General features: G+C 66.9%; 27 protein-coding genes. 12 read left to right on the top strand and 15 right to left on the bottom strand.

Features of this window, described 5'->3' with window-relative positions:
• Positions 1 to 23 precede the first annotated feature (23 nt).
• Positions 24 to 905 carry a cation diffusion facilitator family transporter gene (locus tag NA2_RS18075; protein WP_008598557.1) on the top strand — a complete coding sequence of 294 codons (882 nt, stop codon included), beginning with the start codon at positions 24 to 26 and terminating at the stop codon, positions 903 to 905.
• Between the two features lie 168 nt (positions 906 to 1,073).
• Positions 1,074 to 1,679, top strand: coding sequence for a lysozyme inhibitor LprI family protein (locus NA2_RS21330; protein WP_157188299.1), 606 nt, complete (start codon positions 1,074 to 1,076; stop codon positions 1,677 to 1,679).
• 109 nt (positions 1,680 to 1,788) lie between these two features.
• Here NA2_RS21330 and NA2_RS18065 read toward each other — a convergent pair whose 3' ends face one another.
• Both NA2_RS18065 and NA2_RS21325 read right to left on the bottom strand, forming a co-directional pair.
• Positions 1,789 to 2,211 carry a YciI family protein gene (locus tag NA2_RS18065; protein ID WP_008598555.1) on the bottom strand — a complete coding sequence of 141 codons (423 nt, stop codon included), beginning with the start codon at positions 2,209 to 2,211 and terminating at the stop codon, positions 1,789 to 1,791.
• An 89-nt stretch (positions 2,212 to 2,300) separates the two neighbouring features.
• Positions 2,301 to 3,005 (bottom strand): TY-Chap domain-containing protein, encoded by a 705-nt coding sequence (locus NA2_RS21325; protein WP_008598553.1) that lies wholly within the window; start codon positions 3,003 to 3,005, stop codon positions 2,301 to 2,303.
• Positions 3,006 to 3,146: 141 nt separating this feature from the next.
• Between NA2_RS21325 and NA2_RS18055 the strand changes: the two genes are divergently transcribed.
• The gene (locus NA2_RS18055; RefSeq protein ID WP_008598551.1) at positions 3,147 to 4,235 is read left to right on the top strand and encodes an AbrB family transcriptional regulator; all 1,089 of its coding nucleotides are present in this window, start codon (positions 3,147 to 3,149) and stop codon (positions 4,233 to 4,235) included.
• 30 nt (positions 4,236 to 4,265) lie between these two features.
• Here the strand turns inward: NA2_RS18055 and NA2_RS18050 are convergent, their stop codons facing one another.
• Genes NA2_RS18050 through NA2_RS18040 form a run of 3 tightly spaced genes read right to left on the bottom strand, consistent with a single transcriptional unit; the run spans position 4,266 to position 7,090 of the window.
• Complete coding sequence (locus tag NA2_RS18050; protein WP_008598549.1) at positions 4,266 to 5,591, bottom strand: serine hydrolase domain-containing protein; 1,326 nt, start codon at positions 5,589 to 5,591, stop codon at positions 4,266 to 4,268.
• Positions 5,592 to 5,648: 57 nt separating this feature from the next.
• Complete coding sequence (locus tag NA2_RS18045) at positions 5,649 to 6,215, bottom strand: dihydrofolate reductase family protein (protein WP_008598547.1); 567 nt, start codon at positions 6,213 to 6,215, stop codon at positions 5,649 to 5,651.
• Positions 6,216 to 6,247: 32 nt separating this feature from the next.
• Positions 6,248 to 7,090, bottom strand: coding sequence for an alpha/beta fold hydrolase (locus NA2_RS18040; RefSeq protein ID WP_040678505.1), 843 nt, complete (start codon positions 7,088 to 7,090; stop codon positions 6,248 to 6,250).
• 194 nt (positions 7,091 to 7,284) lie between these two features.
• On the opposite strand from NA2_RS18040, the gene NA2_RS18035 reads away from it, so the two are divergent.
• On the top strand, positions 7,285 to 7,848 hold the full coding sequence (locus tag NA2_RS18035) for a winged helix-turn-helix transcriptional regulator (protein ID WP_051011684.1): 564 nt from the start codon (positions 7,285 to 7,287) through the stop codon (positions 7,846 to 7,848).
• Positions 7,849 to 8,033: 185 nt separating this feature from the next.
• Positions 8,034 to 9,098, top strand: coding sequence for a sensor histidine kinase (locus NA2_RS18030; RefSeq protein WP_008598541.1), 1,065 nt, complete (start codon positions 8,034 to 8,036; stop codon positions 9,096 to 9,098).
• Positions 9,099 to 9,152: 54 nt separating this feature from the next.
• On the opposite strand, the gene NA2_RS18025 is transcribed toward NA2_RS18030, so the two are convergent.
• From NA2_RS18025 to NA2_RS18000, 6 genes are all read right to left on the bottom strand, one after another.
• On the bottom strand, positions 9,153 to 9,629 hold the full coding sequence (locus NA2_RS18025) for an SRPBCC family protein (RefSeq protein WP_008598539.1): 477 nt from the start codon (positions 9,627 to 9,629) through the stop codon (positions 9,153 to 9,155).
• A 37-nt stretch (positions 9,630 to 9,666) separates the two neighbouring features.
• The gene (locus tag NA2_RS18020) at positions 9,667 to 10,116 is read right to left on the bottom strand and encodes a GFA family protein (protein WP_008598538.1); all 450 of its coding nucleotides are present in this window, start codon (positions 10,114 to 10,116) and stop codon (positions 9,667 to 9,669) included.
• Positions 10,113 to 10,601 carry an SRPBCC family protein gene (locus NA2_RS18015; protein ID WP_008598537.1) on the bottom strand — a complete coding sequence of 163 codons (489 nt, stop codon included), beginning with the start codon at positions 10,599 to 10,601 and terminating at the stop codon, positions 10,113 to 10,115. The genes NA2_RS18020 and NA2_RS18015 overlap by 4 nt, the downstream gene beginning before the upstream one ends.
• Positions 10,594 to 10,938 (bottom strand): ArsR/SmtB family transcription factor, encoded by a 345-nt coding sequence (locus NA2_RS18010; protein ID WP_008598534.1) that lies wholly within the window; start codon positions 10,936 to 10,938, stop codon positions 10,594 to 10,596. The genes NA2_RS18015 and NA2_RS18010 overlap by 8 nt, the downstream gene beginning before the upstream one ends.
• Positions 10,939 to 11,045: 107 nt before the next feature.
• Positions 11,046 to 11,456: a GFA family protein gene (locus tag NA2_RS18005; protein ID WP_008598531.1), complete on the bottom strand. Its 411-nt coding sequence runs from the start codon at positions 11,454 to 11,456 to the stop codon at positions 11,046 to 11,048.
• Positions 11,449 to 12,366 (bottom strand): NAD(P)-dependent oxidoreductase, encoded by a 918-nt coding sequence (locus tag NA2_RS18000; protein ID WP_008598530.1) that lies wholly within the window; start codon positions 12,364 to 12,366, stop codon positions 11,449 to 11,451. Before NA2_RS18000 ends, NA2_RS18005 begins: the two co-directional genes overlap by 8 nt.
• 144 nt (positions 12,367 to 12,510) lie before the next feature.
• On the opposite strand from NA2_RS18000, the gene NA2_RS17995 reads away from it, so the two are divergent.
• From NA2_RS17995 to NA2_RS17975, 5 genes are all read left to right on the top strand, one after another.
• Positions 12,511 to 12,852, top strand: a complete 342-nt coding sequence (locus NA2_RS17995; protein ID WP_008598529.1) for a winged helix-turn-helix transcriptional regulator — start codon at positions 12,511 to 12,513, stop codon at positions 12,850 to 12,852.
• Positions 12,853 to 13,157: 305 nt separating this feature from the next.
• Positions 13,158 to 14,900, top strand: coding sequence for a 2-isopropylmalate synthase (leuA, locus tag NA2_RS17990; RefSeq protein WP_008598528.1), 1,743 nt, complete (start codon positions 13,158 to 13,160; stop codon positions 14,898 to 14,900).
• Positions 14,897 to 15,661, top strand: a complete 765-nt coding sequence (locus NA2_RS17985; RefSeq protein WP_008598527.1) for an alpha/beta fold hydrolase — start codon at positions 14,897 to 14,899, stop codon at positions 15,659 to 15,661. Before leuA ends, NA2_RS17985 begins: the two co-directional genes overlap by 4 nt.
• Positions 15,662 to 15,824: 163 nt before the next feature.
• Positions 15,825 to 16,433 carry a hypothetical protein gene (locus NA2_RS17980; protein ID WP_008598526.1) on the top strand — a complete coding sequence of 203 codons (609 nt, stop codon included), beginning with the start codon at positions 15,825 to 15,827 and terminating at the stop codon, positions 16,431 to 16,433.
• 106 nt (positions 16,434 to 16,539) lie between these two features.
• The gene (locus NA2_RS17975) at positions 16,540 to 16,755 is read left to right on the top strand and encodes a DUF3955 domain-containing protein (RefSeq protein ID WP_008598524.1); all 216 of its coding nucleotides are present in this window, start codon (positions 16,540 to 16,542) and stop codon (positions 16,753 to 16,755) included.
• A gap of 112 nt (positions 16,756 to 16,867) precedes the next feature.
• Here the strand turns inward: NA2_RS17975 and NA2_RS17970 are convergent, their stop codons facing one another.
• Positions 16,868 to 17,782: a metallophosphoesterase family protein gene (locus NA2_RS17970; protein WP_008598522.1), complete on the bottom strand. Its 915-nt coding sequence runs from the start codon at positions 17,780 to 17,782 to the stop codon at positions 16,868 to 16,870.
• A gap of 53 nt (positions 17,783 to 17,835) precedes the next feature.
• On the opposite strand from NA2_RS17970, the gene NA2_RS17965 reads away from it, so the two are divergent.
• Positions 17,836 to 18,288 (top strand): NUDIX domain-containing protein, encoded by a 453-nt coding sequence (locus NA2_RS17965; protein WP_008598521.1) that lies wholly within the window; start codon positions 17,836 to 17,838, stop codon positions 18,286 to 18,288.
• Positions 18,289 to 18,753: 465 nt separating this feature from the next.
• Here NA2_RS17965 and NA2_RS17960 read toward each other — a convergent pair whose 3' ends face one another.
• Complete coding sequence (locus tag NA2_RS17960; protein ID WP_008598520.1) at positions 18,754 to 19,743, bottom strand: glutathione S-transferase family protein; 990 nt, start codon at positions 19,741 to 19,743, stop codon at positions 18,754 to 18,756.
• 274 nt (positions 19,744 to 20,017) lie between these two features.
• On the opposite strand from NA2_RS17960, the gene NA2_RS17955 reads away from it, so the two are divergent.
• Positions 20,018 to 20,569 carry a GNAT family N-acetyltransferase gene (locus NA2_RS17955; protein WP_051011685.1) on the top strand — a complete coding sequence of 184 codons (552 nt, stop codon included), beginning with the start codon at positions 20,018 to 20,020 and terminating at the stop codon, positions 20,567 to 20,569.
• Between the two features lie 18 nt (positions 20,570 to 20,587).
• Here the strand turns inward: NA2_RS17955 and NA2_RS17950 are convergent, their stop codons facing one another.
• On the bottom strand, positions 20,588 to 22,648 hold the full coding sequence (locus NA2_RS17950) for a membrane protein (RefSeq protein ID WP_008598517.1): 2,061 nt from the start codon (positions 22,646 to 22,648) through the stop codon (positions 20,588 to 20,590).
• 233 nt (positions 22,649 to 22,881) lie between these two features.
• On the bottom strand, positions 22,882 to 23,716 hold an 835-nt coding region (locus NA2_RS17945), incomplete at its 5' end, for a DUF4159 domain-containing protein (protein WP_008598514.1).

Here is a 23,716-nt window from a genome sequence, read left to right as displayed (position 1 = left end):
GCGGATCGCTGAAAGGAACCGCCATGCCGTCGAACGGCAAGCTCCAGCGCATCGCCGCCTGGTCCATCGCCGTCTCGCTCGCCATCTTCCTTTTGAAGCTGGCGGCCTGGTGGTTCACCGGGTCCGTCGCGCTGTTTTCGGACGCGATGGAATCGGTGGTCAACGTCGTCGCCTCGTCCGTTGCCTGGTATGCGCTGCGCCTGGCGCACAAGCCGGCCGACGACGACCACCCCTTCGGCCACCACAAGGCGGAGTATTTCTCCGCCGTGCTCGAGGGCGTGCTGATCGTGCTGGCGGCGCTGCTCATCCTGCGCGAGGCGTGGATGGCGTTCTTCGACCCCCGACAGCTCGAAATGCCTCTGCTGGGCCTCGTCATCACCGGCGTGGCGGCGCTCGGCAACGGGCTTTGGGCGCGGATGTTGATGTCGACCGGCCGGCGCGCCCGCTCGCCCGCCATGGTCGCCGACGGCAGGCATCTGTGGACCGATGTGGTCACCTCGGTCGGCGTCGTCGGCGGGCTTGTCCTGGCGCTCATCACCGGCTGGCTGTGGCTCGACCCGCTGATGGCGGCGATCGTCGCGCTCAACATTCTCTGGCATGGCTGGCACATGGTGGGCCATTCCCTGCAGGGGCTGATGGACGTGGCGGTGGAGGCCGGCGATCTGGCCGAGATCGAGCGCGTCGTCGAGGAGAACCGGGACGGCGCGCTGGAGTTCCACGATCTCAAGACCCGCGAGGCGGGGCGCGCGCGCTTCATCGAGTTCCATCTCGTCGTGCCGTCCGAGATGACGGTGGAGGCGGCGCACCGGATCTGCGACCGGATCGAGCATGCGCTGGAAAAGACACTGCCCGGCGCGCAGGTGACCATCCATGTCGAGCCGGAGCACAAGGCGAAATTCGCCTGAAGTGTTCCGCATTCGCGTGAAACCACCGGGCGCACCCCTCATGCAGGAGAAGCCTGTCTCGCGGCGCTTCGCGCAGGTCCGACGCCGGCAGCCTGATTGTGCCGCCCATCCGTGCTATACGTTTATGCTCCGGGAGCAGGTTTCGGCAGGATGATGGAGGAGGATGGCATGAAAATGAAGCGTCTCACCATGGTTTCCCTCGCAGCGGGCGTTCTGGCGGGGCAGGCCTTGCCGGTTCTGGCGCAGCCATCGTTCGACTGCGCCGCCGTCCGGGCCGGCAGTCCCGAGGAAATGATCTGCGGGGATGAAGGACTGGCGGCGCTCGACAGCGAGATGGACCGGCTCTATCGCAAGATCGAGGCGCAGACGAGCGCCGAGGATTTCAAGACCATTCATGCCATGCAGCAGGGCTGGCTCTCCGGCCGGAATGAGGGCTGGAAACAGGCCGATCCACGGCAGTGGGTCGAGGACAGCTACCGGGAGCGGATCGCCGTGCTCAGCGTGCAGGCGGGCGAGGTGACAGTGCCGGACCCCGTCGAATACACCTGTTCGGGCGGCGCGTTCGACGGGCTGACGGCGGTCTTCTACGACACCGACCCGCCAGTCGGCGTGTTCACGCGCACGCCGCCGGGCGACTGGCCGCAATATATTGCAACGGGATGGGATGACGACGGCGCGGTTCACTACAATATCGGCGGCCTCGACTTCATCGATCGCGACGGCAAGGCCGACCTCAACTGGGCCGGCACGCCGATGCAGTGCCAGCGGATGTAGGCCCGCCCGTCCGGCGGCACCTCTGCGGCACGCCAGACGCCGGTGCAGTGGCGACGTCGAAGCGACCGGCGCGGGCACTTCGTGCCCGTCCAGGTGCCCGGGCGGCAGTTCAGCGGTTGCCGATCCCTTTTTCGAGCACGGCCGGATGCGCCTCGACCACCTCCCGCACCGGGTCGGAATAGTCGTCCATCTCCTGGATCTTGCGCACCTCGATGGTTTCGCTCGGCGAGCCGGGGCAGCGCTTGGCCCACTCGATCGCGTCGGCGAGCGTCGGCACGTCGATGATCCAGAAGCCGCCGACCACTTCCTTTGCCTCGATGAAGGGCCCGTCGATGACGACCGGTTCGCCGCTGGCGAAGGAAACGCGCGCGCCCGTTGACGGCGGATGCAACCCTTCCAGGGCGACGAGGATGCCGGCGGCGCTGAGTTCCTCATTGTATTTCATCATCGCCGCGACGGCGTCGGCGGGAAGGTCGAGCTCCGGTCCCGCGGTCTCGTAGCCCTTGGGAATCATCAGCATCATGTAGCGCATGGTTCACTCCTTGGTCATATCCAGCCCTAAGGACGTTCGAGGCCCGCCCGATCCGACACCGGCCGCCGGCCTTATCACAGCATTCCGCTTCAGCCGACCGGCGTGCACTCGGTGTAGAGGCTGGCGTCGCCGGCCAGCGGGGCGGTGATCTCCAGCGCCGACTGCACGGTCGCGCCATAGCCGAGATGAAGCGCGCGCAGGATGAGTTCGGCGGCCGGAACGAAATTGCCGTCGCCGGGCAGGGCGAGCATACGGGGGAAATTGCCTTCCGTCGCGCCGACGTCGAAGCCCAGCCTGGCGAGTTCCGTCAGCCCGCCTGCCGAGACCCGGAACAGCGGGACGCCGCCGTGGCGGGGGCCATGGAAACCCGAAGACGCTTCGCAGAGAAGCCCGGCGTCGTCTTCCAGGAAAAGACACTGCACATAGCGCTGTCCGCCGTCCGGGGGTGCGACGACGATGAAGCGGTTGCCCACGGCCTGCTTTCCGACTCCGTCGGCCAGCCTGCCGGCCTGCGCGATCGCCGACAGTCCGGCGGCGACCGGGCAGGTGTTGCGGGCCAGGAAATCGTCGATGCCGTCCGCCAGGGCGGCGGACGGGGCGGAGAGGGCGGCAAGCAGCGCCAGTGCTAAAGCCACGCAGGCGGCGAGGCGGCGGAAGCCCGGCGCAGCCCTCGCGACCCGTGTGGCGGAACCCGCATCCGCGGCGCGGCGGCTGCAGCGAAAGAGCCGCGTTCCGGAAAGACCGGCGCGGCGTCTCCAGGTCTGCGCCGATGCGGTTCGCGTTTGCCTGTCCATGATGTCCTCCCGCGCGAGGTGTAGAACAAAAGAAGAACAAATGCAAGCTACGCCGGTTCGGCGGCGTTTCTCCCCTCGGGCGCATTCCTTTGTCCGGCGCGTTCCTGTATCCCGTCATGGCAACAGCCGGGGCACGCATCGATGGACATCTCACCGCAGACTTCCTTTCAAGGACCGCTGACGAGGCTCCCCCCGATCCTGCAATGGCTGTTCCTGGCGGTCCTGACGGCGCTTCTGGCGGGCCTGATGCTCTATGCGACGCTGCCGGCGGCGCTGCTCATTGGGCCGATGCTCGCGGCGGTCGCGGCGGGGGCGATGGGCGCCGGCGTGCGGGTGCCGGCGATGGTCTTCGCCGGGGCGCAGGTCACGGTCGGCATGCTGATTGGCGGTTCGCTGGAGCCGGCGATCCTCGCCTCCTTCGCCGACATCTGGCCGATCCTGCTTCTCGCTGTGTTGGCGACGGTCGCGGCGAGCAGCTTTCTCGGTTTCCTCGTCAGCCGCTGGAAGATCCTTCCCGGCACCACGGCGGTCTGGGGTTCGGCGCCCGGCGCGGCGACGGCGATGGTGCTGATGGCCGGCGCGTTCGGTGCCGACCAGCGCCTTGTCGCCTTCATGCAGTATCTGCGGGTCATCATGGTCACGATCGCCGCCGCGCTCATCGCAAGGTTCTGGGTCGACACGTCGGGCGTCGAACTACCCGAGACGGACTGGTTTCCGGCCGTGCGCCCGGAGATGCTGGCGCTGACGGCGGCGATCGGCCTCGCCGGCGGCGTGATCGGAAAATTCTCCCGCCTGCCGGCGCCGTTCTTCTTCGGCGGGCTGATCGCCGGCGGGCTGGCGCATCTGGGCGGCGGCCTGACGCTGGAGCTGCCGCCATGGCTGCTGGGGCTGGCCTATCTGCTGGTCGGCTGGACCATCGGCCTGAAGTTCGACCGGGCACTGCTCGCCACCGCCTTCAGGGCGCTGCCGCAGGTGGTGCTTTCCATCCTGGCGCTGATGGCGTTCTGCGGCGGGCTCGCCTGGTTCCTGCATGTGGAATGGGGCATCGACCCGCTGACCGCCTATCTGGCGACCAGCCCCGGCGGCATGGATTCGGTCGCCATCATCGCCGCCGCCTCGCAGAACGTGAACCTGTCCTTCATCATGGCGGTTCAGATGGCGCGCTTCCTGTTCGTCCTGCTGGCCGGCCCGCCGATCAGCCGCCTGGTGGCGCGGTGGGCCGGCGGCTGACGCTCAGCCGCTCGATCCCACGGCTGAAGATCAGCCATCCAGCTCCTTGTAGGCTTGAGTCCAGAAATCCACGTAAGTCACCGGCGGTTCGGGAGAATCCATCATTCTCTGGCTCATGAAGACGCCGATCAGCCGGTGCTTCGTGTCGATATAGGCCGAGGTGCCGTAGCCGCCGTTCCAGCCGAAGCGGCCGGGCGTCATCCATGGCTTGCCCTGCTTCAGGTCGACCGACATGCCCAGCCCCCAGCCGGCGGCGCCGTCCTCCATGAAGAAGCCCGCCTGCGGCCCGGCGATCTGGGCGTCGGTCAGCTGGTTGCGGGTCATCTCGGCGACGGTTTCGGCTTTCAGGAGACGCGTCCTGTTGCGTTCGCCGCCACTCAGCAGCATGCGGGCGAAGGCCAGATAGTCGTCGACCGTGGAGACCAGTCCCCCGGCGCCCGATTCGAGCGGAGGCGGGCTGGCGAAGCGTCCGCCGGCGGCTTCGTGAAACACCTCCATCGCCCCGGTCTGGAAGTTGCGGCCATAGCTGGGCGGCAGGCGGTGCAGCTTGTCGGCGGGCACGTGAAAGCCGGTGTCCTTCATGCCGAGCGGCGCGAAGACCCGTTCCTGCATGACCTCGGAGAGCGGTTTTCCGACGGCCCTGGAGATCAGGATGCCGGCGACGTCCAGGCCGTTGTTGTACAGGAACTCGGCGCCGGGCTGGTAGGCAAGCGGAAGGCTGCCAAGCCGCTTCATGTAGTCGTCGGCGGAAAGGTCCGGCAATTGCGGCCCGGGCGCTATGCCTGCCTCGCGCATCGCCTTCTGGATCGGATACTGCTCCGGGAATACCATGATCGCGCCGAGGCCGAAGGTCATCGTCAGGAGCTGGCGCAGCGTGATTGGGCCCTGCGCCGGAACGGTGTCGTCGAGCTGTCCGTCGATGCGCTTCAGCACCCGGCGGTCGGCGAGTTCGGGCAGGAGGGCGTCGACCGCGCCGTCCAGCGACAGCTTTCCCTCCTCAACCAGCATCATGGCAAGCGCCGCCGTCACCGGCTTGGTGATCGAGGCGATGCGGAAGATCGCGTCGCGGGTCATCGGCGCTCCGCCGCCGCCCATCTCGAACGTGCCGGCGGCACCCGTCCGTGTCTCGCCATCATGCTCGATGGCCCAGACCATGCCCGCGGCAAAACCGTCGGCCACGTGGCGTTCCATGATCGTCTTCATGCCCGTCGGGTCCTCCTGTGAAGTGCTGTTCGATGCGTCGCGCGCCTGTGTCAGGGCGGGTGAGGCCAAAGCGGGTGCGGCCAAAACGGGTACGGCAAGCGTCATGGCGCTGGCCTGGATGAAGGTCCGGCGGGTGATCGCTTTGGGGTTCATGTCTCTCGTCCTCGAATGGGGGAAAGCGGCGGGCCGCCGGCAGGCGGCTCAGTCTTTTCAGGCCGGCGCATGGCGCGTGATGACCGTGCCGTTCCTGAGCGGCCGGGCCTCGATCAGCGTCAGGGTGCGCTCGGCGCCGCCGGGCTTGAAGAAGGGCGTGCCCTTTCCGAGCAGCACCGGCACATGCGCAAGCATCACCTCGTCGACGATCCCGGCCTCGAGCAGGGAAGCGCACAGATCGGCGCTGCCGAAGACGTAGACGTTCTTGCCCGGCGCGGCCTTCTCCTTCACCGCGCGGATGGCGCCGACGATGTCGTCGGTGACCTGCGTGTTGTTCCAGTCCGAGCGCGTGATGGTGCGCGAGGCGACGAGCTTAGGAAGGGCGTTCATGAAGCCGGTGACTTCCGAGGTTTCTTCGGAAGCCGCGGCGGAGGTCCAATGAGCCTTCATCCCCTCATAGGTGACGCGGCCGAAGACCAGCACGGCGGCGCTCTCGCCGAACGCCTTGCTGAGCGCTTCCAGTTCGTCGCCCCATGCATGTCCGTGGAAGCCGAGGTCCCACTTCTTCTCGCCTTCGAAATAGCCGTCGAGGGTAACCAGGTTCCAGATGATGACCTTGTTCATGTGCCTCTTCCTTTTCCGATTGACTGCGTCTACTAACGCGTTTGCGCCGAAAGGGCGCTGATGACCGCATCCCAGTCCTCGGGATGGATTTCATGACCGCCGCCGTCGATCTCCATCAGACGGGCGCCCGGCACCGTCTCGGCCAGCAACCGGCCGTGCTCGATCGGGAAGACCGGATCCGACGTGCCGTGGATGACCAGCAGGGGCGGCTTCATCCCGGCAAGCTTCCCCTGCCATGTTTCGCCGCCCTTCAGCATGAAGTGGTTCGTGGCGCTGATGAAGTCCCTGGACCGGGCGGCGTCGCGCTCTATCAGAGCACGGGCGGCGGCCTCGTCATAGGGATGCCGGGTGCCGGCGAGGGCGCGGGTGTCGCGAACAATGAAGTCGATCATCTGGTCCTGGTCGGTCCAGTCGACCGCCTCGCCGCTGGCGGCGTGCTCCTGATAGGCGGCGCTCATGCCGGGCAGTCCGGAGGTGTCGATGCCCATGGGCGACGTGCTGATGGCCGTGAAGCTCAGGACGCGCCCGGGATGCGCCAGGGCGGCGAGCTGGCCGATCATGCCGCCGAGCGACATCCCGACCAGATGGGCCTTGTCGATGCCGTGGGCGTCGAGGATGCGAAACGCGTCCTCGGCCATGTCGTCCATCGTGTAGGACGGCGCGCCCGGCGGATAGGTGCTCGAAAGACCGGTGTCGCGATTGTCGTAGCGGATCACGTAGCGGCCTTCGGCGGCAAGCCTGCGGCAGAACTCTTCCGACCACCACAGCATGGAGGCCATGGCGCCCATGATCAGCAGGACCGGGGTGTGCGAGGGGTCGCCGAAGGCCTCCGTCGCGAGTTCGATTCCATCGGCTTTCACAAGATGCGTCTTCATCTGGATGTCCTCCGCTCGCACTGTCTTGGCATGGATTGGCAGGCTTCCGGCCGTTGCGGCGAGAAGCGCTGCGGTCTGCAGCAGGCGGCGGCGTGTCCATCTCGGGCGTGTCGGAAACATCGGCGCTGCATCCCATTCACATTGCTATTTGCAACTGGTTAATAAAAGCAACTGGTTGCACCATACGGATTCCGATGGCATGTTGCAACTGGTTTTTTTGGAGAACGGATTTGAACAGCAAGACCGACGCCGCGCATCGCTCCGGCTGTCCCATCAACCTCACCGTCGAGGTGGTGGGCGACAAATGGAGCCTCATCATCGTGCGCGACATGATGTTCGGGAACCGGCGCCATTTCCGTGATCTCCTGACCCATTCGCAGGAGAAGATCGCCTCGAACATCCTCGCCGACCGGCTGCGCCGGCTCGTTACGGAGGGGATCATCTCGAAGACCGACGACCCCAGCCACAAGCAGAAGGCGATCTACAGCCTGACGGAGAAGGGCATCGAGCTGGTGCCGGTCTTCGCCATGATCGGCGCCTGGGGCAGCAAATGGCTGCCGGTCTCGGAGGAGCTGTCGATCCGGGCGCGGCTCCTGGAGGAGGGCGGGCCACCTCTGTGGGAGGAGTTCATGGACGATCTGCGCGTCGCGCATCTGGGAAAGCGCCCGCGGCCCGGCGCCGCCGGCCCCGGCGTGCGCGAGCGCCTGCAGGCGGCCTATGAGGAGGTCCTGGCCCGCAACGGTCCGGCGGCGTGCTGAACGCCTGCTCTGGAAGGTTCGTGATTCCAGCGGCTTGCGGGAAAATTCTCGTTTCCTGATTCAAGGGAGTGGGCCGGGCTCCGCCAGGCCGGCCGCAAATCGCGGGATCGCAGCGCAAATCGCTGTTCTATCCACGCGGTGCTGCTATTGTGCCTGCGACTGGTGCGAGGGGTGTGCGCGTTCAAATGAGTGGGAATCATCTTGCTTTCCTCGCCGGCGGCGGAGCGGCGGCGGCGGCCATCCGCGCCTTCGATTGGTCGGCCACCGAGCTCGGCCCCATCGAGCGCTGGCCCTCGGCGCTGAAGACGGCCGTCGGCCTGATGATCAGTTCCAGCTTTCCCAAGGCCATTGTCTGGGGGCCGGGTCTGATCACCATGCACAATGATGCCTTCACGCCGATCCTCGGCGGCAAGCCGCCGGCGATCGGTCGTTCCTTCCGCGACGTGTGGTCGGAGGCCTGGGAGATCATCGGGCCGATCGCCGAGAAGGCGTTCGGCGGCGAATCCACCTTCATCGAGAACTTCCCGCTGGTGGTGAACCGGTTCGGCTATGACGAGGAGGCGCATTTCACCTTCTGCTACAGTCCGATCCGGGACGAGCACGGCGTCGTGCGCGGCATGATGGATACGGTGGTGGAGACCACGGAGACGGTGCGCGCCCAGCGCCAGATCGCCGCCGTCAATGGCGAGCTGCAGCATCGCATGCGCAATCTGGTCGCCATGGTTTCGGCGCTGGCGGTCCAGAGTTTCAAGGGCGAGCCGGCGGCGGCCGAGATGCTCGGCGTGTTCCAGAACCGCCTGCGCGCGCTCGGCGAGGCGCAGGCCCTGCTGACCGCCGAGAACCATCCGGATGCGACGATCGGCCAATTGGTCGAGGCCGTTCTGGCGCACCGCATCCTCGAGCCGCAGCGCGTGGCGTTGAGCGGGCCGCCGGTGTCGCTGCGCGGCCGTCAGGCGCTGTCGCTCTCGCTGGCGCTGAACGAGCTCCTGACCAACGCCATCAAATACGGTGCGCTGTCGAACGAGGACGGGCGCGTGACGATCGAGTGGGACCGGAGCAACGGACACTTCTTCTTCCGCTGGCTGGAGAAGGGCGGTCCCCCGGTCGAGCCGCCGACCCGCAGGGGTTTCGGCTCGACGCTGATCGAAAGGTTCGTCGCGACGGACTTCCGGGGGCGGGCGCGCGTTCAGTATCTGCCCCACGGCATCGAGTACGAGATCGCGTCGAGCGCCGCCGCGCTCGACGAGTAAGGGCGACCTCTCTTCCGGTGCCTGATCAGTGATTCAGCTCGTCCTTCGTCCGCTTCAACGCACGCTCGGCGATCCGGCCAGCAATGCGTCGAGCCTGCCGAAGCACTCGTTCCAGCCGCCTTCATGGCCGTCGCGTGAGGCTTTCGATGTGAAGAATGCCTGGTGGAAGACCATCCTGGTCTTGCCGTCAGTCGTTTCCCGAAAAGTCACCGTGACCAGGGTTTCGTGGTCGGGCTCGTCGTTCTCGTCATGCCAGGCATGGGTGAAGACGATGCGCTCCGGCGCTGTCACCTCGCGGTACTCGCCGCTCAGCCAGTGATCCTCGCCATCGGGGGAGCGCATGCAGGTGCGGAACCAGCCGCCGGTGCGGATCTCGCCTTCGGAGAAGGGCAGGGTGAAGCCCGCCGGGCAGGACCAGCGGTCGAGATGCTCGTTCTGCGTCCACGCTTCGAACACCAGCGTGCGCGGGGCGTCGAAAACACGCTCGATGATGAGTTCCGTTTCGGCAACGGTTCCGGTTTCGGCGTTCATGGCGGTCCTCCATAGGGTCGTGGGGCGGTATGCCGGTTCACAGATATCCGCTCAGGGCGGGCGGCTTGTCCCAGTCGTTGTTGTGCCCGTCCTCGAAGATGACCGGCGCAGCTTCCAGTTCCTCCGGCGTCGCATCGTCGAGACAGGCCACGTTGACGCAATGGAAGGCGCCGCCCAGCGGTTCGAAATCGGCGCTGGCGAAGGGGCGCACGCCGCAGTTCCGGCAGAAGCGGTGGGCGATCCCGCGCTCGCCGAACCGGTATTCGGCGAGCGCTTCCTCGCCGGCGATCAGCGTGAAATCGGCGGGCCGCACGAAGGCTTTCCAGAACCGTGATTTCAGGCAGGACGAGCAGTTGCAGCGGAAGGTGGCGGTCCACCAGACGCCCTCGCGCTCGGGTTTCGAGCGCTGTCCCTCCGGCGCGAGGTCGATGTTCGCTGAAAAGCGCACTGCGCCGCAATGGCAGCTTCCGTGGTAGGCTTTCTTCACTGGGTTCTCCCATCCTGCTTGTCGAGATATTGTTCAAGGCGCATGAGGCATTCGCCCCAGCCGTCGGCGTGGCTGTCGCGTTCCTCGACGTTGCGGAAAGGAGTCTGGTGGAAGGTCACGCGCGTCGCGCTCCCTTCCCTGGCCTCTTCGAAGGTCACGGTCACCAGCGTGTCGAGCGCGCCGTCCTCCTCCCAGCGGAAGGTGAAGATCAGCCGGCCGGGGGCGTCGATCTCCCGATAGACGCCGCTCGACCAGTATTCATCGCCGTCGGGCGAGCGGATGCAGCTGCGCCAGGCGCCGTTTTCCCGAAAATCCATCGTCACCGAAGGAACCGAGAAATCCTTCGGTCCCCACCAGCGCGCCAGATGCTCGGGTGATGACCAGAGCCTGAAGACCAGGCTGCGCGGCGCGTCGAAGACACGGCTGAGGCTGAGGGCGGGAGGGGCCTCCGCCCCGGCCAAGGTTTTTGCGCTTGGGTCAGGCATCGCCGGAGGTTTCCTTGTGCTGGATTTCGCGCAGATAGTCGTCGAGGCGGTTGAAGCTGTCGTCCCAGAAACGCCGGTAGTGCTCCATCCAGGCGGCGACGTCCTTCAGCGGCCCCGCCTCGAGCCGGCAGGGCCGGAACTGGGCGTTCCTGCCGCGCGAGACGAGGCCGGCGCGCTCCAGTACCTTCAGGTGCTTCGAAACCGCGGGCAGCGTCATCGCGAAGGGTTCGGCCAGCTCGTTCACCGTCGCCTCGCCCGCTGAAAGGCGCGCCAGCATCGCCCGCCGGGTCGGGTCGGCAAGGGCGGAGAAGGCGACGCTGAGAGGGTCGGTCTGCATTATTTCACCAAAAAGTTAATTATCTAATTGGTAAAATACATTGGAGAATGGAGATGTCAAGCATCCCCCTCGCCGGGAGGGCGAGGGGGACGAGCGATGTCGAAACGTCAAGCGGAAGGGGCGTCCGGCACACCTTCCAGCGCCAGCCATCGGTGTTTGCGATGCGCCCAGCTCAGCCTGGCTGGGGCCGGGAAGTCCGGGTCCTCGAAGCACCCCACGGAAACCGACAGCGCATCCACGAGAGTTTCGGCCCGCATGAAGACGAGCGAGCCGCATGTGGCGCAGAAATGCTGCTCCATCCACTGCCCGGAGGATCCGCTCCGGCGCCAGGAATTCGGTTCACCCTTCCGGCTCACGATGGCACTTTCGGGATAGATCGCCCGGTAGGCGAAAGCGCTGCCGGTGTTGCGCTGGCACTCCAGACAGGAGCACGCATAGACCAGCCGCGGCTCGCCGGAAAAGACCAGTTCGATCCGCCGGCACGAGCAGGCGGCCTTGCGCAGTTTTTCCTCAGGCATCCGGCCGCACCTCCCCGGCTTCGGATGACGGGCCGCCGCGAAGCAGGGGCGCCAGCGACGCGAAGTCGGCTTCCGGGCCGTTGCGGGACAATCCCTCACGGAAGAGACGCGCCATCTCCCGCGGCAGTCCCTGGTCGAGCCCCTGATCCTCGCACGCTTCCAGAAGATGCGTGAAGGCGCTGTGATGGGCGCCGAGGGAGGCAAGCGTTTCCGCGTCGCCGGCGAAGCGGCGGGCCGCCGTTCGGTCGATCGTGTCGTAGAGCGCGGCATCCACCACCGGCTTGAAGGCGGAAAGCTGGTCACGGAACACGTCGAGGGAAAGACCCTCGGCGTCGGCGACCGCCATGCCCTGCAGCGCGCCGAACAGGCCGCCCCACATTTGGGTCAGCAGCGCGGTATCGAGGGCCGATGCCTGGCCGGGAACATCTCCGACATGGGCGCTCCGGCCGCCGAGCGTGAGAAGGATATCCCTGTGGGCCTCGAAGCTCGCGAGCGAGCCGGAATAGAGCAGCGCCGCCTCGGGCCGGCCGATGAAGTCCGGCGTGGCCATGATGGCTCCGTCCAGATATCTCGCACCCTGGGCCTCGACCCAAAGCGCTTCTTCCCGCGCCAGCCGGGCAGAGCCGGATGTGAGCTGGATCACGGTCCTGCCCGAAAGTGCCGAGGAGACGGCCTCCTGCCTCAACAGCGCGGCGCTCGCGTCATGGTCGATGACGTTGATCAGGATCAGTTCCGATGCCTGGACGGCGTCTGCCAGGGCATTGGCGGTTTTCGCGCCGAGCGCGACTAGCGGCGCGCATCTGGCCGCCGTCCGGTTCCATACCCAGGTCGGGCGGCCGGCGTTCAGGAGCGTTCGTGCCAGGGACGAGCCCATTCGGCCCGCGCCGATCACGCAAATGGTTGTTGTCATCTTGTGTGGTGTCTCCGGTTTTGGGGGCGGCTCTCGGGAGGCCGCTGTTTCTGTCTGGCGCGCCGGGTTCGAAGATATAAACTGGTGCCGGCGGGGGAAGTACGCACCTCGCGGTAAGCGTCAGAACCTGTCAGGAGCCTTTCCATGGAACGTGAAGAACCGGATGATTGCGGCTTTGCCACCGCACTCGAGACCATCGGCGGGAAATGGAAGACCGATCTGCTCTGGGCATTGCATTTGAAGCCGCATCGCTTCGCCGAGCTGCGCCGGCTGCTGCCGGGCATCAGCGAGAAGATGCTGGCCCAGCAACTCCGCCAGATGGAGGCGGACGGGCTGATCAGCCGTCATGCCTTCGACGAGATGCCGCCACGCGTCGAATACGCGATCACGCCTCACGGCCTGACGCTGAACCGGGCGGTGACGGCCCTGTCGGAATGGGGAAAGGAGCACGAGTCCTGGAAGGCCCGGCAAGGGCGGGCGGCGTGACCGCTTCCCGGGGCCGAAGTGAACCATCCTCTTGCCAGTCGCCCGAGCCTCGGCTATTGAACCGGGCATGACGACGCGCATGACATTCTCCGTCTCCGACCGGACCGCCTTTTTCGGCGCGACCGCGCGCGCGCTTTCTGCCAGCCTGCTGCTTCTCGGCCTTATCGGCGATCGCCGGGTCCGTTGAAGGAGCGCCCGGCGATCGATCGCGCCGCCTGGGCACATGCTCTTTCCCCACTATTCGCATTCAGAGTTGACAGGCCGGGCGTGCCGCGCGCACCCATCCCGGGCCGGGAGAGAATGAAATGGACGTGCAGAACATGACGAGCGAGACGATTGCAAACAACGGGGCGGGCCGTGACAGGGGCATGCCGGACGCTTCGACCAAGTACCAGCCCTATCCGCTGATCGACCTTGCCGACCGCACCTGGCCTTCGAAGCGCATCGACAAGGCGCCGATCTGGTGTTCCGTCGATCTGCGCGACGGCAACCAGGCGCTGGTCGACCCGATGGGCCACGAGCGCAAGGCGCGCATGTTCCGGCTGCTGCTCGACATGGGCTTCAAGGAGATCGAGGTGGGCTTTCCCTCCGCCTCGCAGACGGACTTCGATTTCGCCCGCTGGTGCATTGAGGAAGCTGGCGTGCCGCAGGACGTGTCGCTCCAGGTCCTGGTCCAGTGCCGGCCCGAGCTGATCACGCGCACTTTCGAGGCGCTCCAGGGCGCGCACCGGCCGATCGTCCATTTCTACAACTCCACCAGCGAGTTGCAGCGCCGCGTCGTGTTCGGCAAGGATGTCGCCGGCATCAAGCAGATCGCCACCGACGCCGCGAAGATGGTCATGGACATGGCGGCGAAGGCAGGCGGCGGCTACCGCTTCCAGTATTCGCCGGAGAGCTTCACCGGCACCGAGCTGGAAGTCGCGCTGGAGATCTGCAACGCCGTCATCGAGATCATCGACCCAACGCCGCAGGACAGGCTGATCATCAACCTGCCGTCGACCGTCGAGATGGCGACACCCAACATCTATGCCGATCAGATCGAATGGATGTGCCGCAATCTCGACCGGCGCGACAGCCTGATCGTCTCGCTCCACCCGCACAACGACCGCGGTACCGGCATCGCCGCCACCGAGCTCGGCCTGATGGCCGGCGCCGACCGCGTCGAGGGAACCCTGTTCGGCAATGGCGAGCGCACCGGCAATGTCGATGTCGTCACGCTGGCGCTGAACATGTACACGCAGGGCCTCGACCCGCGGCTCGACTGCACCGACATCAACCGCATGAAGGACGTCTACGAGCACTGCAACCAGCTCGTCATTCCCGAGCGGCATCCCTATGTCGGCGAACTGGTCTACACGGCCTTCTCCGGCTCGCACCAGGATGCGATCAACAAGGGCATGAAGGCCATCAAGACGGCCAACAAGCCGCTGTGGGAAGTGCCTTACCTGCCGATCGACCCGCAGGATGTCGGCCGGTCCTACGAGGCGATCATCCGCATCAACTCGCAGTCCGGCAAGGGCGGCATCGCCTATGTGATGCAGGCCGATTACGGCCTCAACCTGCCGCGCAACCTGCAGACAGAGTTCCGCAGCGACATCCAGGACATCACCGACCGCGAGGGCAGGGAGCTTCCCTCGAAGCAGATCCATGAACGCTTCATGGAGCTCTATGTCGACCAGCCGGAGGCGCGGATCAAGTTCGTCGATCACCAGACCTTCCCCGACACCGGCGTGAAGGGGCAGCGCATCGTCGAGGCGACGATCCTGGACGGCGGCGTCGAGACGCTGATCAAGGGCGCCGGCACCGGCCCCGTCGATGGCTTCATCGACGCACTCTCGAAGCATGTCGGCATCGCCATGTCGGTCATCGACTATTCGGAGCACTCCCTGCAGCAGGGGTCGAACGCCGCGGCCGTCTGCTACATGGAGGTGGAGCATCCGGGCGGAAAGCTGTTCGGCGTCGGCGTCAACACCAACATCGTCACGGCCTCGCTCGAGGCGGTCGTCTCGGCGGCCAACCGGATCATGGCCGGCGGCACGGCCGGGTGAGCGAGCGGCTCCACGCCGACGATACGGGCGGGGGCGGCGACGTCCTCGTCCTGCTGCACGGTTTCGCCGGCTCCTACGCCGTATGGGACGAGGTCCGCGCCGCCCTGCCGGCCGGCCTCAGGGTGATCGCCTACGACCTCCCCGGCCATGCGCGATCCCTGTCACATTCGGGCGCCGGCAAGGCGAAGGCAGCCGCGGCAGCGGTGGTAAACGATCTTGCGGCGCGCGGCGTAAACCGGTTTCATCTGGCCGGCCATTCCTTCGGCGGTGCCGCGGCGGTCCTCACCGCGCTTGCCGTGCCCGAGAGGATCGCGTCCCTGACGCTCATCGCGCCGGGTGGTTTCGGGCCGGAGATCGACGGGGCGGCGATGGCGGCCCGCGCCGCCGCGCGCGATGCGGACGAGATGCGCGCCGGGCTGGCCGCGATGTTCGGCCCGCATGTGGCGCTTCCGCGCACGCTGGTGGAGCAGGCCATGCGCCTGTCGAGGCTGCCGGGGCAGCGCGAAAAGCTCATCGAAATCAGTTCCATGATCGCGTCCGGCAACCGCCAGGGCGCGTTTCCGCGCGACAGCCTTCTGGCGCTGCCGAGGCCGGTTCACGTGATCTGGGGAACCCGCGACACGGTGCTGCCGATCGCCCAGGCCGACCATCTGCCGGACGGCTTCGTCCTGCACCGGCTCGAAGACTGCGGCCACATGCTGCCGGAAGAGGCGCCACTGGCCGTCGCCCGCATTCTCCGCAGCGTTGTCGCCGGGAACTGATCCCTGTTGCCGTAAACTTATCTTGTTTACTACGGTTTCCGATGCGGAACAAAACGTGATGATTTTCATCCCGGCCCATGTTAACGATGGATTAACGATAGAGATCGCCGTCCCGCGTGCGTCCGAATGGACGCACGGGGATCCACTGCCCAGGAGACCGCAGATGAATGAGGCCGGTCAGACCCTCGCATCCGTGACGAATGTCCGGAACCTCTCTGATGCCGTGCGCGAGATGAAGAACGCCGCCGCGGACCGCGCGGACGTGGTGGTGGAACTGCGCGAGGCGAGCCGCACGCGGCTCGAACTGCTGGCGCAGGAGCTGGAGCCGGTCTTTGCCGAGGTGCCGAAGGAGGATCCGGCCTTCGATCTCGTCATCTCGTCGGGCGAGCAGCCGCGCCTGTGGATCGACGCCGTGGCGCATGTGGTCATGGGGCGCGACCGCCGCACCTACCGCTTCCTGCGCGATACGCGCCTCGGCCGGGTGGTGATCGCCGAAAGCGCCGACATCAAGCCCGTTGCCGACCAGGTGACGCGCTACATCGCCGAGCGCATGGTCGAGCGCCAGCGCGCCGTCGAAGGCGATGTCGAAATCCTGCCGCGCGCCGCCGCTGCCGAGGTGGACGCAACGCCGGCGCCGCGCGGAAGCGCCTGGGGCGCCTTCTTCAGCGGATTGGGCCTGGTGCTGCTCGGCGGTGTCTTCGGCGTGGCGGTGGTCGCCATCGCCATGTGGGACCGTTTCCCCGAGCTTGAGACGCTGCTCTCGCGCTTCTGAGGCACCGTCGCGGGGCGGCGGGAGACCGGAATCCCGAGCCTGACAAAATCTCGGCGGCTTTATCGGCTTTCCTGTCGGTGAAGGGGCTGATTTGCGAGTGTACCAGATGAAGTTCTTCTTCTTTTGCGGGCTTTGCCTGCTGGCGGTCGGCGTCTTCTGCCTGATCGCGGCGGGCTGGATCGGCAGTTCCGTCGATCCCGACGGAATGCTGCACGAGCCTTTTGCGCTGATTGCGATTGGCGCGATTTCCACCGTTCTGGGTGCCACCTGCGGCGCACTCGGCCTTGGCATCGTTGCCTGGAGACGCATCCGCGCCTCCTGAGGGCCTATAGCATTTTGCAATCAGGTGGAATCACCTGATGTCCGCATAAATGCAGAAAAAACAAATAGATAGAGCGTCCTTGTGCGTCCAAATGGACGCACGGCGCTCTAGCTCAGCCCGCCTGCGCCTCGTCGGTCAGCAGCGCGCCCGAGACCTCGCCGACCGTCCCGTTCCCGTCGGTGATGCCGCGCCGGGAGAAGCGGATCCTCCACTGGCCCGATCCGCCGTCGATATCGAACAGATTGTAGTGGGCCGCGGGCTTGGCGCCGCCATGCGCCTGTCCGGCCGCCGAGACGCCGACCACGGGGACGGACGTTCCCTCCGATCCGGCGATGCGGTGGACGGTCGGCTTGTGCGTGTGCCCGTGCAGCACAAGTTCCGCGCCGTGCCTGCGAATCAGCTTCTGGAACCGCCCGATGCCGTAGAGGCGCTTGGCGGTGTGGGTGGCGCCGCGCACCGGCGGGTGATGGATCATCACGACCCGGAAAAGTCCGTCCCGCCCGGTGGCGTCGAGGATCGCCGCAAGCCTCTTGGCCTGCGACGCGGAGAAATGGCCGCTCGCCATGAAGGGGGCGGTCGCCCGCGCCGAGGACACGCCGATGATCGCCACCTGGCCACGCACCCGCAGATAAGGAAACCCGACCCTCGATGCTTCGCCGCCATCGCCGGTCATGTAGGGTTTCCAGGCGCGGCAGGCGCGGGCCAGCGCGCCCGGCACATAGGCGTCGTGATTGCCCGGCACCACCGACACGGCGTCCGCCGGGCCGAGATCCTCGAGCCAGAGCGCCGCCCTCTCGATTTCCTTGTCGAGCGCCAGGTTGACGAGATCCCCCGTCAGCGCGATGTGGTCGGGATCGGCCGCCAGCATGTCGTCGGTGATCCTGTCGATCACGCCGTGATCGAGATTGAGCCTGCGGTTGCGCTTCCAGTTGATGTATCCGGTAATGCGCTTGGAGGCGAGTTCGCGATAGCTTATGGCGGGGAGGGGTCCCAGATGGATGTCGGAAAAATGCGCGAGCCGAAACATATGCCGTGTTTAGAACAGGCAAACCGGGCTGACCAGCCCGAAGGAACAGAGGCATGATCCGCGCCCGGCTGTTCCATTTCTGGTTCCGCCTCAGCCGTCCGATGACGCTCGGCATGCGCGGCGTCGTGTACGACCGCGCCGCCGGTTCCGTCTTCCTGGTGCGCCACACCTATGTGAAGGGCTGGCATTTTCCGGGCGGCGGGGTCGAACCCGGCGAAAGCACGGAAGCCGCGCTGGCGCGCGAACTCGTCGAGGAGGGCAATATCGAGATTCTCGGCAGGCCGGAGCTGAAATCTTTTCATTTCAACCGGCTGGCGAGCAGGCGCGATCACGTCGCGGTCTACCTGATCACGGACTTCCGCCAGACCCGCCCCCATGTGCCGGACCGCGAGATCGCCGAGGCGCGGTTCTTTCCGCTTGATGCCCTGCCGGTCGATGTCAGCGACGGCACCCGCCGGCGCATCGCCGAAATCTTCGAGGGCGCGCCCGTCTCCGACGAGTGGTAGCCGCTTCCTTCGTCTCCCCGCCTGCGGGAGAAGGTGCCGGCAGGCGGATGAGGGGCGTGCGCGGCATTGGCCTGTGGCACGCCGATGGATGGTGCCGGCGCTCGCCCCTCACCCTTACCCGACCGGGGTCGAGCCACGGGTCTCGACCCGTCCTTCGGACCCCCGCTTGCGGGGAGAGGGGGACGCTGACGTTGATGCTCCATCCTTCAGCCTGCAAGCGGAAGATCGGTGAAGCACCACGGCCCCGCTTCCTCCTTCTCCCCGCCTGCGGGGAGAAGGTGCCGGCAGGCGGATGAGGGGCGTGCGCGGCATTGGCCTGCAGCACGCTGATGGATGGCGCCGGCGCTCGCCCCTCACCCTTACCCTCTCCCCGCTTGCGGGGAGAGGGGACGTTGACGCTGATGTTTCATCCTTCAACGTCCAAGCAGCGATCAGGCAAGCACCGCCGCGCCGCGTTCTGCCGCCTCACGCAGCCTTCGCCAGCCGCTCCCGGTTGTGCGGCGCGCTGAGATCCTGCTCCGGCCCCAGCGGCACCACGCCGGTCGGATTGATGCTCCTGTGGCTGCCGTAATAATGGGCCTTGGCGTGCGGCAGGTCGACGGTCTCCGCCACGCCCGGGACCTGATACAGTTCGCGCAGATAGTTCGACAGGTTCGGATAGTCGGCGATGCGGCGCAGATTGCACTTGAAATGCCCGACATAGACCGCATCGAAGCGCACCAGCGTGGTGAACAGGCGCCAGTCGGCCTCCGTCAGCCGCTCCCCCGCCAGGTAGCGCTGCCTGGAGAGCCGGTCCTCGACCATGTCGAGCGCCGCGAAAAGCGCGGTGAAGGCTTCTTCGTAGGCGATCTGCGTCGTGGCGAAGCCCGCCTTGTAGACGCCGTTGTTGATGTCGTTGTAGACGCGGTCGTTGATCGCGTCGATCTCGGCGCGCAACGCCGCGGGATAGAGATCGAGCGAGGCGTCGCCCCAGGCGTCGAACGCGCTGTTGAGCATGCGGATGATCTCGGAGGATTCGTTGGAAACGATGGACTCCGTCTTCTTGTCCCACAGGACCGGCACCGTCACCCGGCCCGAGTAATGCGGGTCGGCCTTGGTGTAGATCTGGCGCATGAAGTCGAAGCCGTGGAGGCTGTCGCCGGTCCCGCCTTCTCCCCGCCTGAAGGTCCAGCCGTCGGCGCCCATGAAGTGGTGCACCACCGAGACGGAGATCGCATCCTCGAGCTTCTTCAGCGCGCGCACGATCAGCGTGCGGTGCGCCCAGGGGCAGGCGAGCGAGACGTAGAGATGATAGCGGCCCGGCTCCGCCTTGAAGCCGCGCTCGCGGCCCTCGGCGGGCCTGCCGTCCGCCGTCACGAAGTCGCGGAACTGCGATTGCGACCGCTCGAAGCGGCCGCCGCTCTTGGCGGTGTCGTATCCCTGATCGTGCCAGACCCCGTCGACGAGCAAACCCATGGTGCAATCTCCTTTGTTTGCGTCGCATGTAGGGCAATCGGGAGCAAAACCCAACCGCGGCTTCTGTGAACGCACCGTCGACAATTTCGCCTGCCGCTTGATCTTGAGGTGGACGGAACCGTTTTTTGCTGCTAGCGACAATGCCGCAAAGTGGAGACGTGCATCATGATCCGGTTCCGGGTGGAGCGACGACGAAAGGACTGAAGGCCCCTGGCTTGGGGCGCGGGCGGTTTCATGCCGCTGCTCACCTTTCGACACCACCGGAATGCACATCATGTCCTCTGCCGACGTCCAATACCTGCCGGAAACCCCGGCGCACGACGCTGAAATCGACCACATCAACGAAGAAGCCTTCGGACCCGGCCGTTTCGCGCGCGCCGCCTACAAGATTCGCGAGGGCGGGCCGCATGAGCGCGCGCTGTCCTTCGTCGCCGTCTGCGGCGATGCGGTGATCGGCTCCGTGCGGATGACATGGATCGCCGCCGGAGAGGGCAGGGCGCTGCTGCTCGGGCCGCTCGCGGTGCGCCCCGCCTACAAGAACAGGGGCATCGGCCGCAGGCTGGTCGCGATCGCCGTCGATGCCGCGCGGGAGGCGGGCGCCGGCGCGGTCGTTCTGGTCGGCGACGCGCCCTATTACGGGCCGCTCGGCTTCCAGAAAATTCCCCAGGGCCAGATGTCCATGCCGCGCCCGGTCGATCCGAACCGGCTGCTGGCGGCGGAACTGCGCGAGGGTACCGTCGCCGCGCTGCGCGGCACGGTCACGCATGCCGCACTGACGGAAACCGGTTCAACGTCCACTCCCGCAGCGGCGGCCCTTTCCTCCTGACGAAAACCGGGTCGTGCTTTACCGCCCCTCGCGGTACCACATCGCCCCGAAGGCGAAGAGCAGCAGGGCGAGCGCCAGAAGGCCGGTGAAGACCGGCACCCGGCGCACCGCTTTCAGCACGCTGTCATTGGTGGTCCTGAGGCCGATCCAGTCATTGCCCGAGGCGCTGCCGGCGCGCCGCACCGGCACGATGTTGGGCAGATCTCCCTCGGCGAGCCGCCGCACCGAGCCGCCCGTGGCGTCGGCCGCCGGCGCCAGCTTTTCCCCGGTCGAGACCATGTCGCCGAACTCGGGCGCGTTGACCGGGCCGACATGCGCCAGCGTCGTGAGGTCGCCATTGGCGATGCGGTAGATGCCGATCTCGCCGGTGTCGAGGCTGGCGGAGAAGCGGCCCGGCCCGGCGGGCCCGAGCGTCGCCGACAGCGTCCCGCCCGAGGGCGTGGTGATCTCGGCCGGCGGGGCCTCCTCGGCCATGGTCTGGCGGGTGATCTCCAGCCGCATGCCGCGTCCGGCCGCCGAGAGCCGTTCCTCCTCCAGCTCCGGTTCCTTCATCAGCCAGTGGGCGATGCGCCGGTAGAGCGCCACATGCGGGCCGCCGCCCTCGAAGCCGCGCGCCCACAGCCAGCCCTGGTCGGACAGGAACATGCCGACGCGGCCCTCGCCCTTGCGGTTGAGGATCAGCAGCGGCTGTTCCCCGGCGCCCTGCATCACCACCTGGCCGTCCGGCCGGTCGATGCCGATCAGGCGGAACCAGCGGCTCCATTGCGGCGGGTCGGACTCTGCGCCCTCCAGCCCGCGCGTCACCGGATGGCGCTCGCCGGTCTCGGTCAGGCGCGGGTAAAATCCCTGTTCCACCACCTCGCCGTTCGGCAGGGCCGGCAGGGCGGCGATCAGCGGCGTGCGGGCGATCGACTGGTTGCCAGCGAATTCGGGGCCGGCGGCAATCAGTAGCGCGCCGCCATTCTCCACATATTCGGCGATGTAGTCGTAATAGAGGATCGGCAGCACGTCGCGATGCTGGTAGCGGTCGAAGATGATCAGATCGAAATCGTCGATCTTCTCGACGAACAGCTCGCGCGTCGGGAAGGCGATCAGCGACAATTCGTTGATTGGCGTGCCGTCCTGCTTCTCCGGCGGCCGCAGGATGGTGAAATGCACCAGGTCGACCGATGCGTCGGATTTGAGCAGGTTGCGCCAGGTGCGCTCGCCCGAATGCGGTTCGCCGGAGACCAGAAGCACCCGCAGGTTCTCGCGGATGCCGTCGACCAGCGCGACGGCCCTGTTGTTGATGTCGGTCAGTTCGTCCTCGACGGGGTCGATGGCCAGTTCGATGATGTTGCGCCCGGCGTTCGGAACGTCGATCTCCAGCGGCGTCTCGCGGCCGATCAGCGCCTGGTCGATGAACAGTTCCTCGCCGTTGATGATCACGCGGACGTCCACCATGCCGTTCTGGTCGCCGGTGGCCAGCACGCGGTAGGTCAGCTCCAGCGGCTTGCCGACAATGCCGAAGCGCGGCGCCCGCTCGAAACGGATGCGGCGGTCGTGCTCGTCGGCGCGGCCGGTGATCAGCCCGTGGATCGGCGCGCCGAGCGCCGCCGCATTGTCGGGCACGTCATGCACCTGACCGTCGGTGATGAGCACCGCGCCGGCGACCCGCGAGGGCGGGACGTCACGCAGCGCGCCGTCGAGCGCGTCGAACAGGCGCGTCTCGGCGTTCTCGGCCGCCGACGAGGCGCGCCCGGTCTTCACCACGCGGGTCTCGAAATCGTTGAAGCGGGCGAGCCGCGCCTCGATCTCGGCGGCGGCTTCCGCCGTCGTCTCGGCCCGCTCGCCGATGATGGTCTGGCTCTGGCTTTCGTCCACCACGACGGCGACGACGCTTTTCAGCGGCTCGCGCTCCTCGTCGAGCAGCACGGGGTTGGCCAGCGCCGCGCCGAGCGCCGCCAGCGCCGCCAGCCTCAGCCACGCGCCGCGCTGGCCGGTCCACAGGCCCGCGAGTGCCAGCAGTGCCACGGGGATCAGCAGCGCCGCCAGGATAGGCCAGGAGAAGAAGGGCTCGAAGCTCAGCGACCAGTTCATGGGATGGCTCCCGGGAGAGCTTCGTCGGGGACGGTGCCCCTTCGCCTACCCCCCTCTGGCCTGCCGGCCATCTCCCCCTCAGGGGGGGAGATCGGCTGTCCTCGATGCAGCGCTTCTTCTGCAGCGCTGGCGATTGGCGAAACCCGTCCGGCCGTCTGATCTCCCCCCCTGAGGGGGAGATGGCCGGCAGGCCAGAGGGGGGTATCGAAGAGCGTATCCAGCCGAACCATCCCCTACTGCCCCAGCCGTTCGAGCAGGATCGGCACGTGAACCTGGTCGGATTTGTAGTTGCCGGTCAGCATGTACATGACGATGTTGACCCCGGCGCGCATCGCATAGAGGCGCTGCAGCGGGTCGTTGGGCACGGTCGGCAGCAGCGGCTGGCCGCCCTCGTCGATCGCCCAGGCGCCGGCGAGGTCGTTGCCGGTGATCATGATCGGCGTCACGCCGTCGCCCACCCGGACCGGCCGGTCCGTGCGCACAGGCGCATTGAGCGAGGCTTCCACCCAGAGCGGGCTGCCGCGGTAGCGGCCGGGAAATTCCGGCAGGATGAAGAAGGATTTGGTGAGGACATGGTCCTCCGGCACCGGCTCCAGCGGCGGCACGTTGAGGCCGGAGAGGATTTCGCGCAGGCGCAGCGTCGACGGGCTGGCCGCCTCTGCGCCGAAGCCGGCCGAATACTGGTCGCGCGTGTCGAACAGCACCGTCCCGCCCGATTGCATGTAGGCGTCGATGCGCGCGATGGCCTCCTCCGAGGGCATGGCGGCGGCGGGATCGACAGGCCAGTAGATCAGGGGATAGAAGGCCAGCTCGTCGGTGGCGATGTTGACGCCGGCCGGTTCCCCCGGTTCCAGCGCCGTCTTCTCGGCGAGAAACCGCGACAGGCCGGCCATGCCGGCGCGGCTCGTCGCGTCGAGCGCGGCGAGGCCGGTGATGACATAGGCCATCCGCGTCTTCGAGATGGCCTCGATGGCGGCGGCTTCGCTTGAGCGCTCGTCCTGGGGCTGCTCGTTCTGGGCGTGCGCCGCGTCGGGCGGCAGCGTGCCGAGCGCCAGCGCGGCTGCGAGC

This window comes from Nitratireductor pacificus pht-3B, assembly GCF_000300335.1.
Classification (GTDB): Bacteria; Pseudomonadota; Alphaproteobacteria; order Rhizobiales; family Rhizobiaceae; genus Nitratireductor; species Nitratireductor pacificus.
This window is presented reverse-complemented; position numbering and strand designations above follow the sequence as displayed.

Excerpts from the sequence above, each read along its gene's own strand:
- NA2_RS18075 (WP_008598557.1), top strand. The coding sequence starts at position 24 with ATGCCGTCGAACGGCAAGCTCCAGCGCATCGCCGCCTGGTCCATCGCC.
- NA2_RS21330 (WP_157188299.1), top strand. The coding sequence starts at position 1,074 with ATGAAAATGAAGCGTCTCACCATGGTTTCCCTCGCAGCGGGCGTTCTG.
- NA2_RS18065 (WP_008598555.1), bottom strand. The coding sequence starts at position 2,211 with ATGCGCTACATGATGCTGATGATTCCCAAGGGCTACGAGACCGCGGGA.
- NA2_RS21325 (WP_008598553.1), bottom strand. The coding sequence starts at position 3,005 with ATGGACAGGCAAACGCGAACCGCATCGGCGCAGACCTGGAGACGCCGC.
- NA2_RS18055 (WP_008598551.1), top strand. The coding sequence starts at position 3,147 with ATGGACATCTCACCGCAGACTTCCTTTCAAGGACCGCTGACGAGGCTC.
- NA2_RS18050 (WP_008598549.1), bottom strand. The coding sequence starts at position 5,591 with ATGAACCCCAAAGCGATCACCCGCCGGACCTTCATCCAGGCCAGCGCC.
- NA2_RS18045 (WP_008598547.1), bottom strand. The coding sequence starts at position 6,215 with ATGAACAAGGTCATCATCTGGAACCTGGTTACCCTCGACGGCTATTTC.
- NA2_RS18040 (WP_040678505.1), bottom strand. The coding sequence starts at position 7,090 with ATGAAGACGCATCTTGTGAAAGCCGATGGAATCGAACTCGCGACGGAG.
- NA2_RS18035 (WP_051011684.1), top strand. The coding sequence starts at position 7,285 with ATGGCATGTTGCAACTGGTTTTTTTGGAGAACGGATTTGAACAGCAAG.
- NA2_RS18030 (WP_008598541.1), top strand. The coding sequence starts at position 8,034 with ATGAGTGGGAATCATCTTGCTTTCCTCGCCGGCGGCGGAGCGGCGGCG.
- NA2_RS18025 (WP_008598539.1), bottom strand. The coding sequence starts at position 9,629 with ATGAACGCCGAAACCGGAACCGTTGCCGAAACGGAACTCATCATCGAG.
- NA2_RS18015 (WP_008598537.1), bottom strand. The coding sequence starts at position 10,601 with ATGCCTGACCCAAGCGCAAAAACCTTGGCCGGGGCGGAGGCCCCTCCC.
- NA2_RS18010 (WP_008598534.1), bottom strand. The coding sequence starts at position 10,938 with ATGCAGACCGACCCTCTCAGCGTCGCCTTCTCCGCCCTTGCCGACCCG.
- NA2_RS18005 (WP_008598531.1), bottom strand. The coding sequence starts at position 11,456 with ATGCCTGAGGAAAAACTGCGCAAGGCCGCCTGCTCGTGCCGGCGGATC.
- NA2_RS18000 (WP_008598530.1), bottom strand. The coding sequence starts at position 12,366 with ATGACAACAACCATTTGCGTGATCGGCGCGGGCCGAATGGGCTCGTCC.
- NA2_RS17995 (WP_008598529.1), top strand. The coding sequence starts at position 12,511 with ATGGAACGTGAAGAACCGGATGATTGCGGCTTTGCCACCGCACTCGAG.
- leuA (WP_008598528.1), top strand. The coding sequence starts at position 13,158 with ATGGACGTGCAGAACATGACGAGCGAGACGATTGCAAACAACGGGGCG.
- NA2_RS17980 (WP_008598526.1), top strand. The coding sequence starts at position 15,825 with ATGAATGAGGCCGGTCAGACCCTCGCATCCGTGACGAATGTCCGGAAC.
- NA2_RS17975 (WP_008598524.1), top strand. The coding sequence starts at position 16,540 with ATGAAGTTCTTCTTCTTTTGCGGGCTTTGCCTGCTGGCGGTCGGCGTC.
- NA2_RS17970 (WP_008598522.1), bottom strand. The coding sequence starts at position 17,782 with ATGTTTCGGCTCGCGCATTTTTCCGACATCCATCTGGGACCCCTCCCC.
- NA2_RS17965 (WP_008598521.1), top strand. The coding sequence starts at position 17,836 with ATGATCCGCGCCCGGCTGTTCCATTTCTGGTTCCGCCTCAGCCGTCCG.
- NA2_RS17960 (WP_008598520.1), bottom strand. The coding sequence starts at position 19,743 with ATGGGTTTGCTCGTCGACGGGGTCTGGCACGATCAGGGATACGACACC.
- NA2_RS17955 (WP_051011685.1), top strand. The coding sequence starts at position 20,018 with ATGTCCTCTGCCGACGTCCAATACCTGCCGGAAACCCCGGCGCACGAC.
- NA2_RS17950 (WP_008598517.1), bottom strand. The coding sequence starts at position 22,648 with ATGAACTGGTCGCTGAGCTTCGAGCCCTTCTTCTCCTGGCCTATCCTG.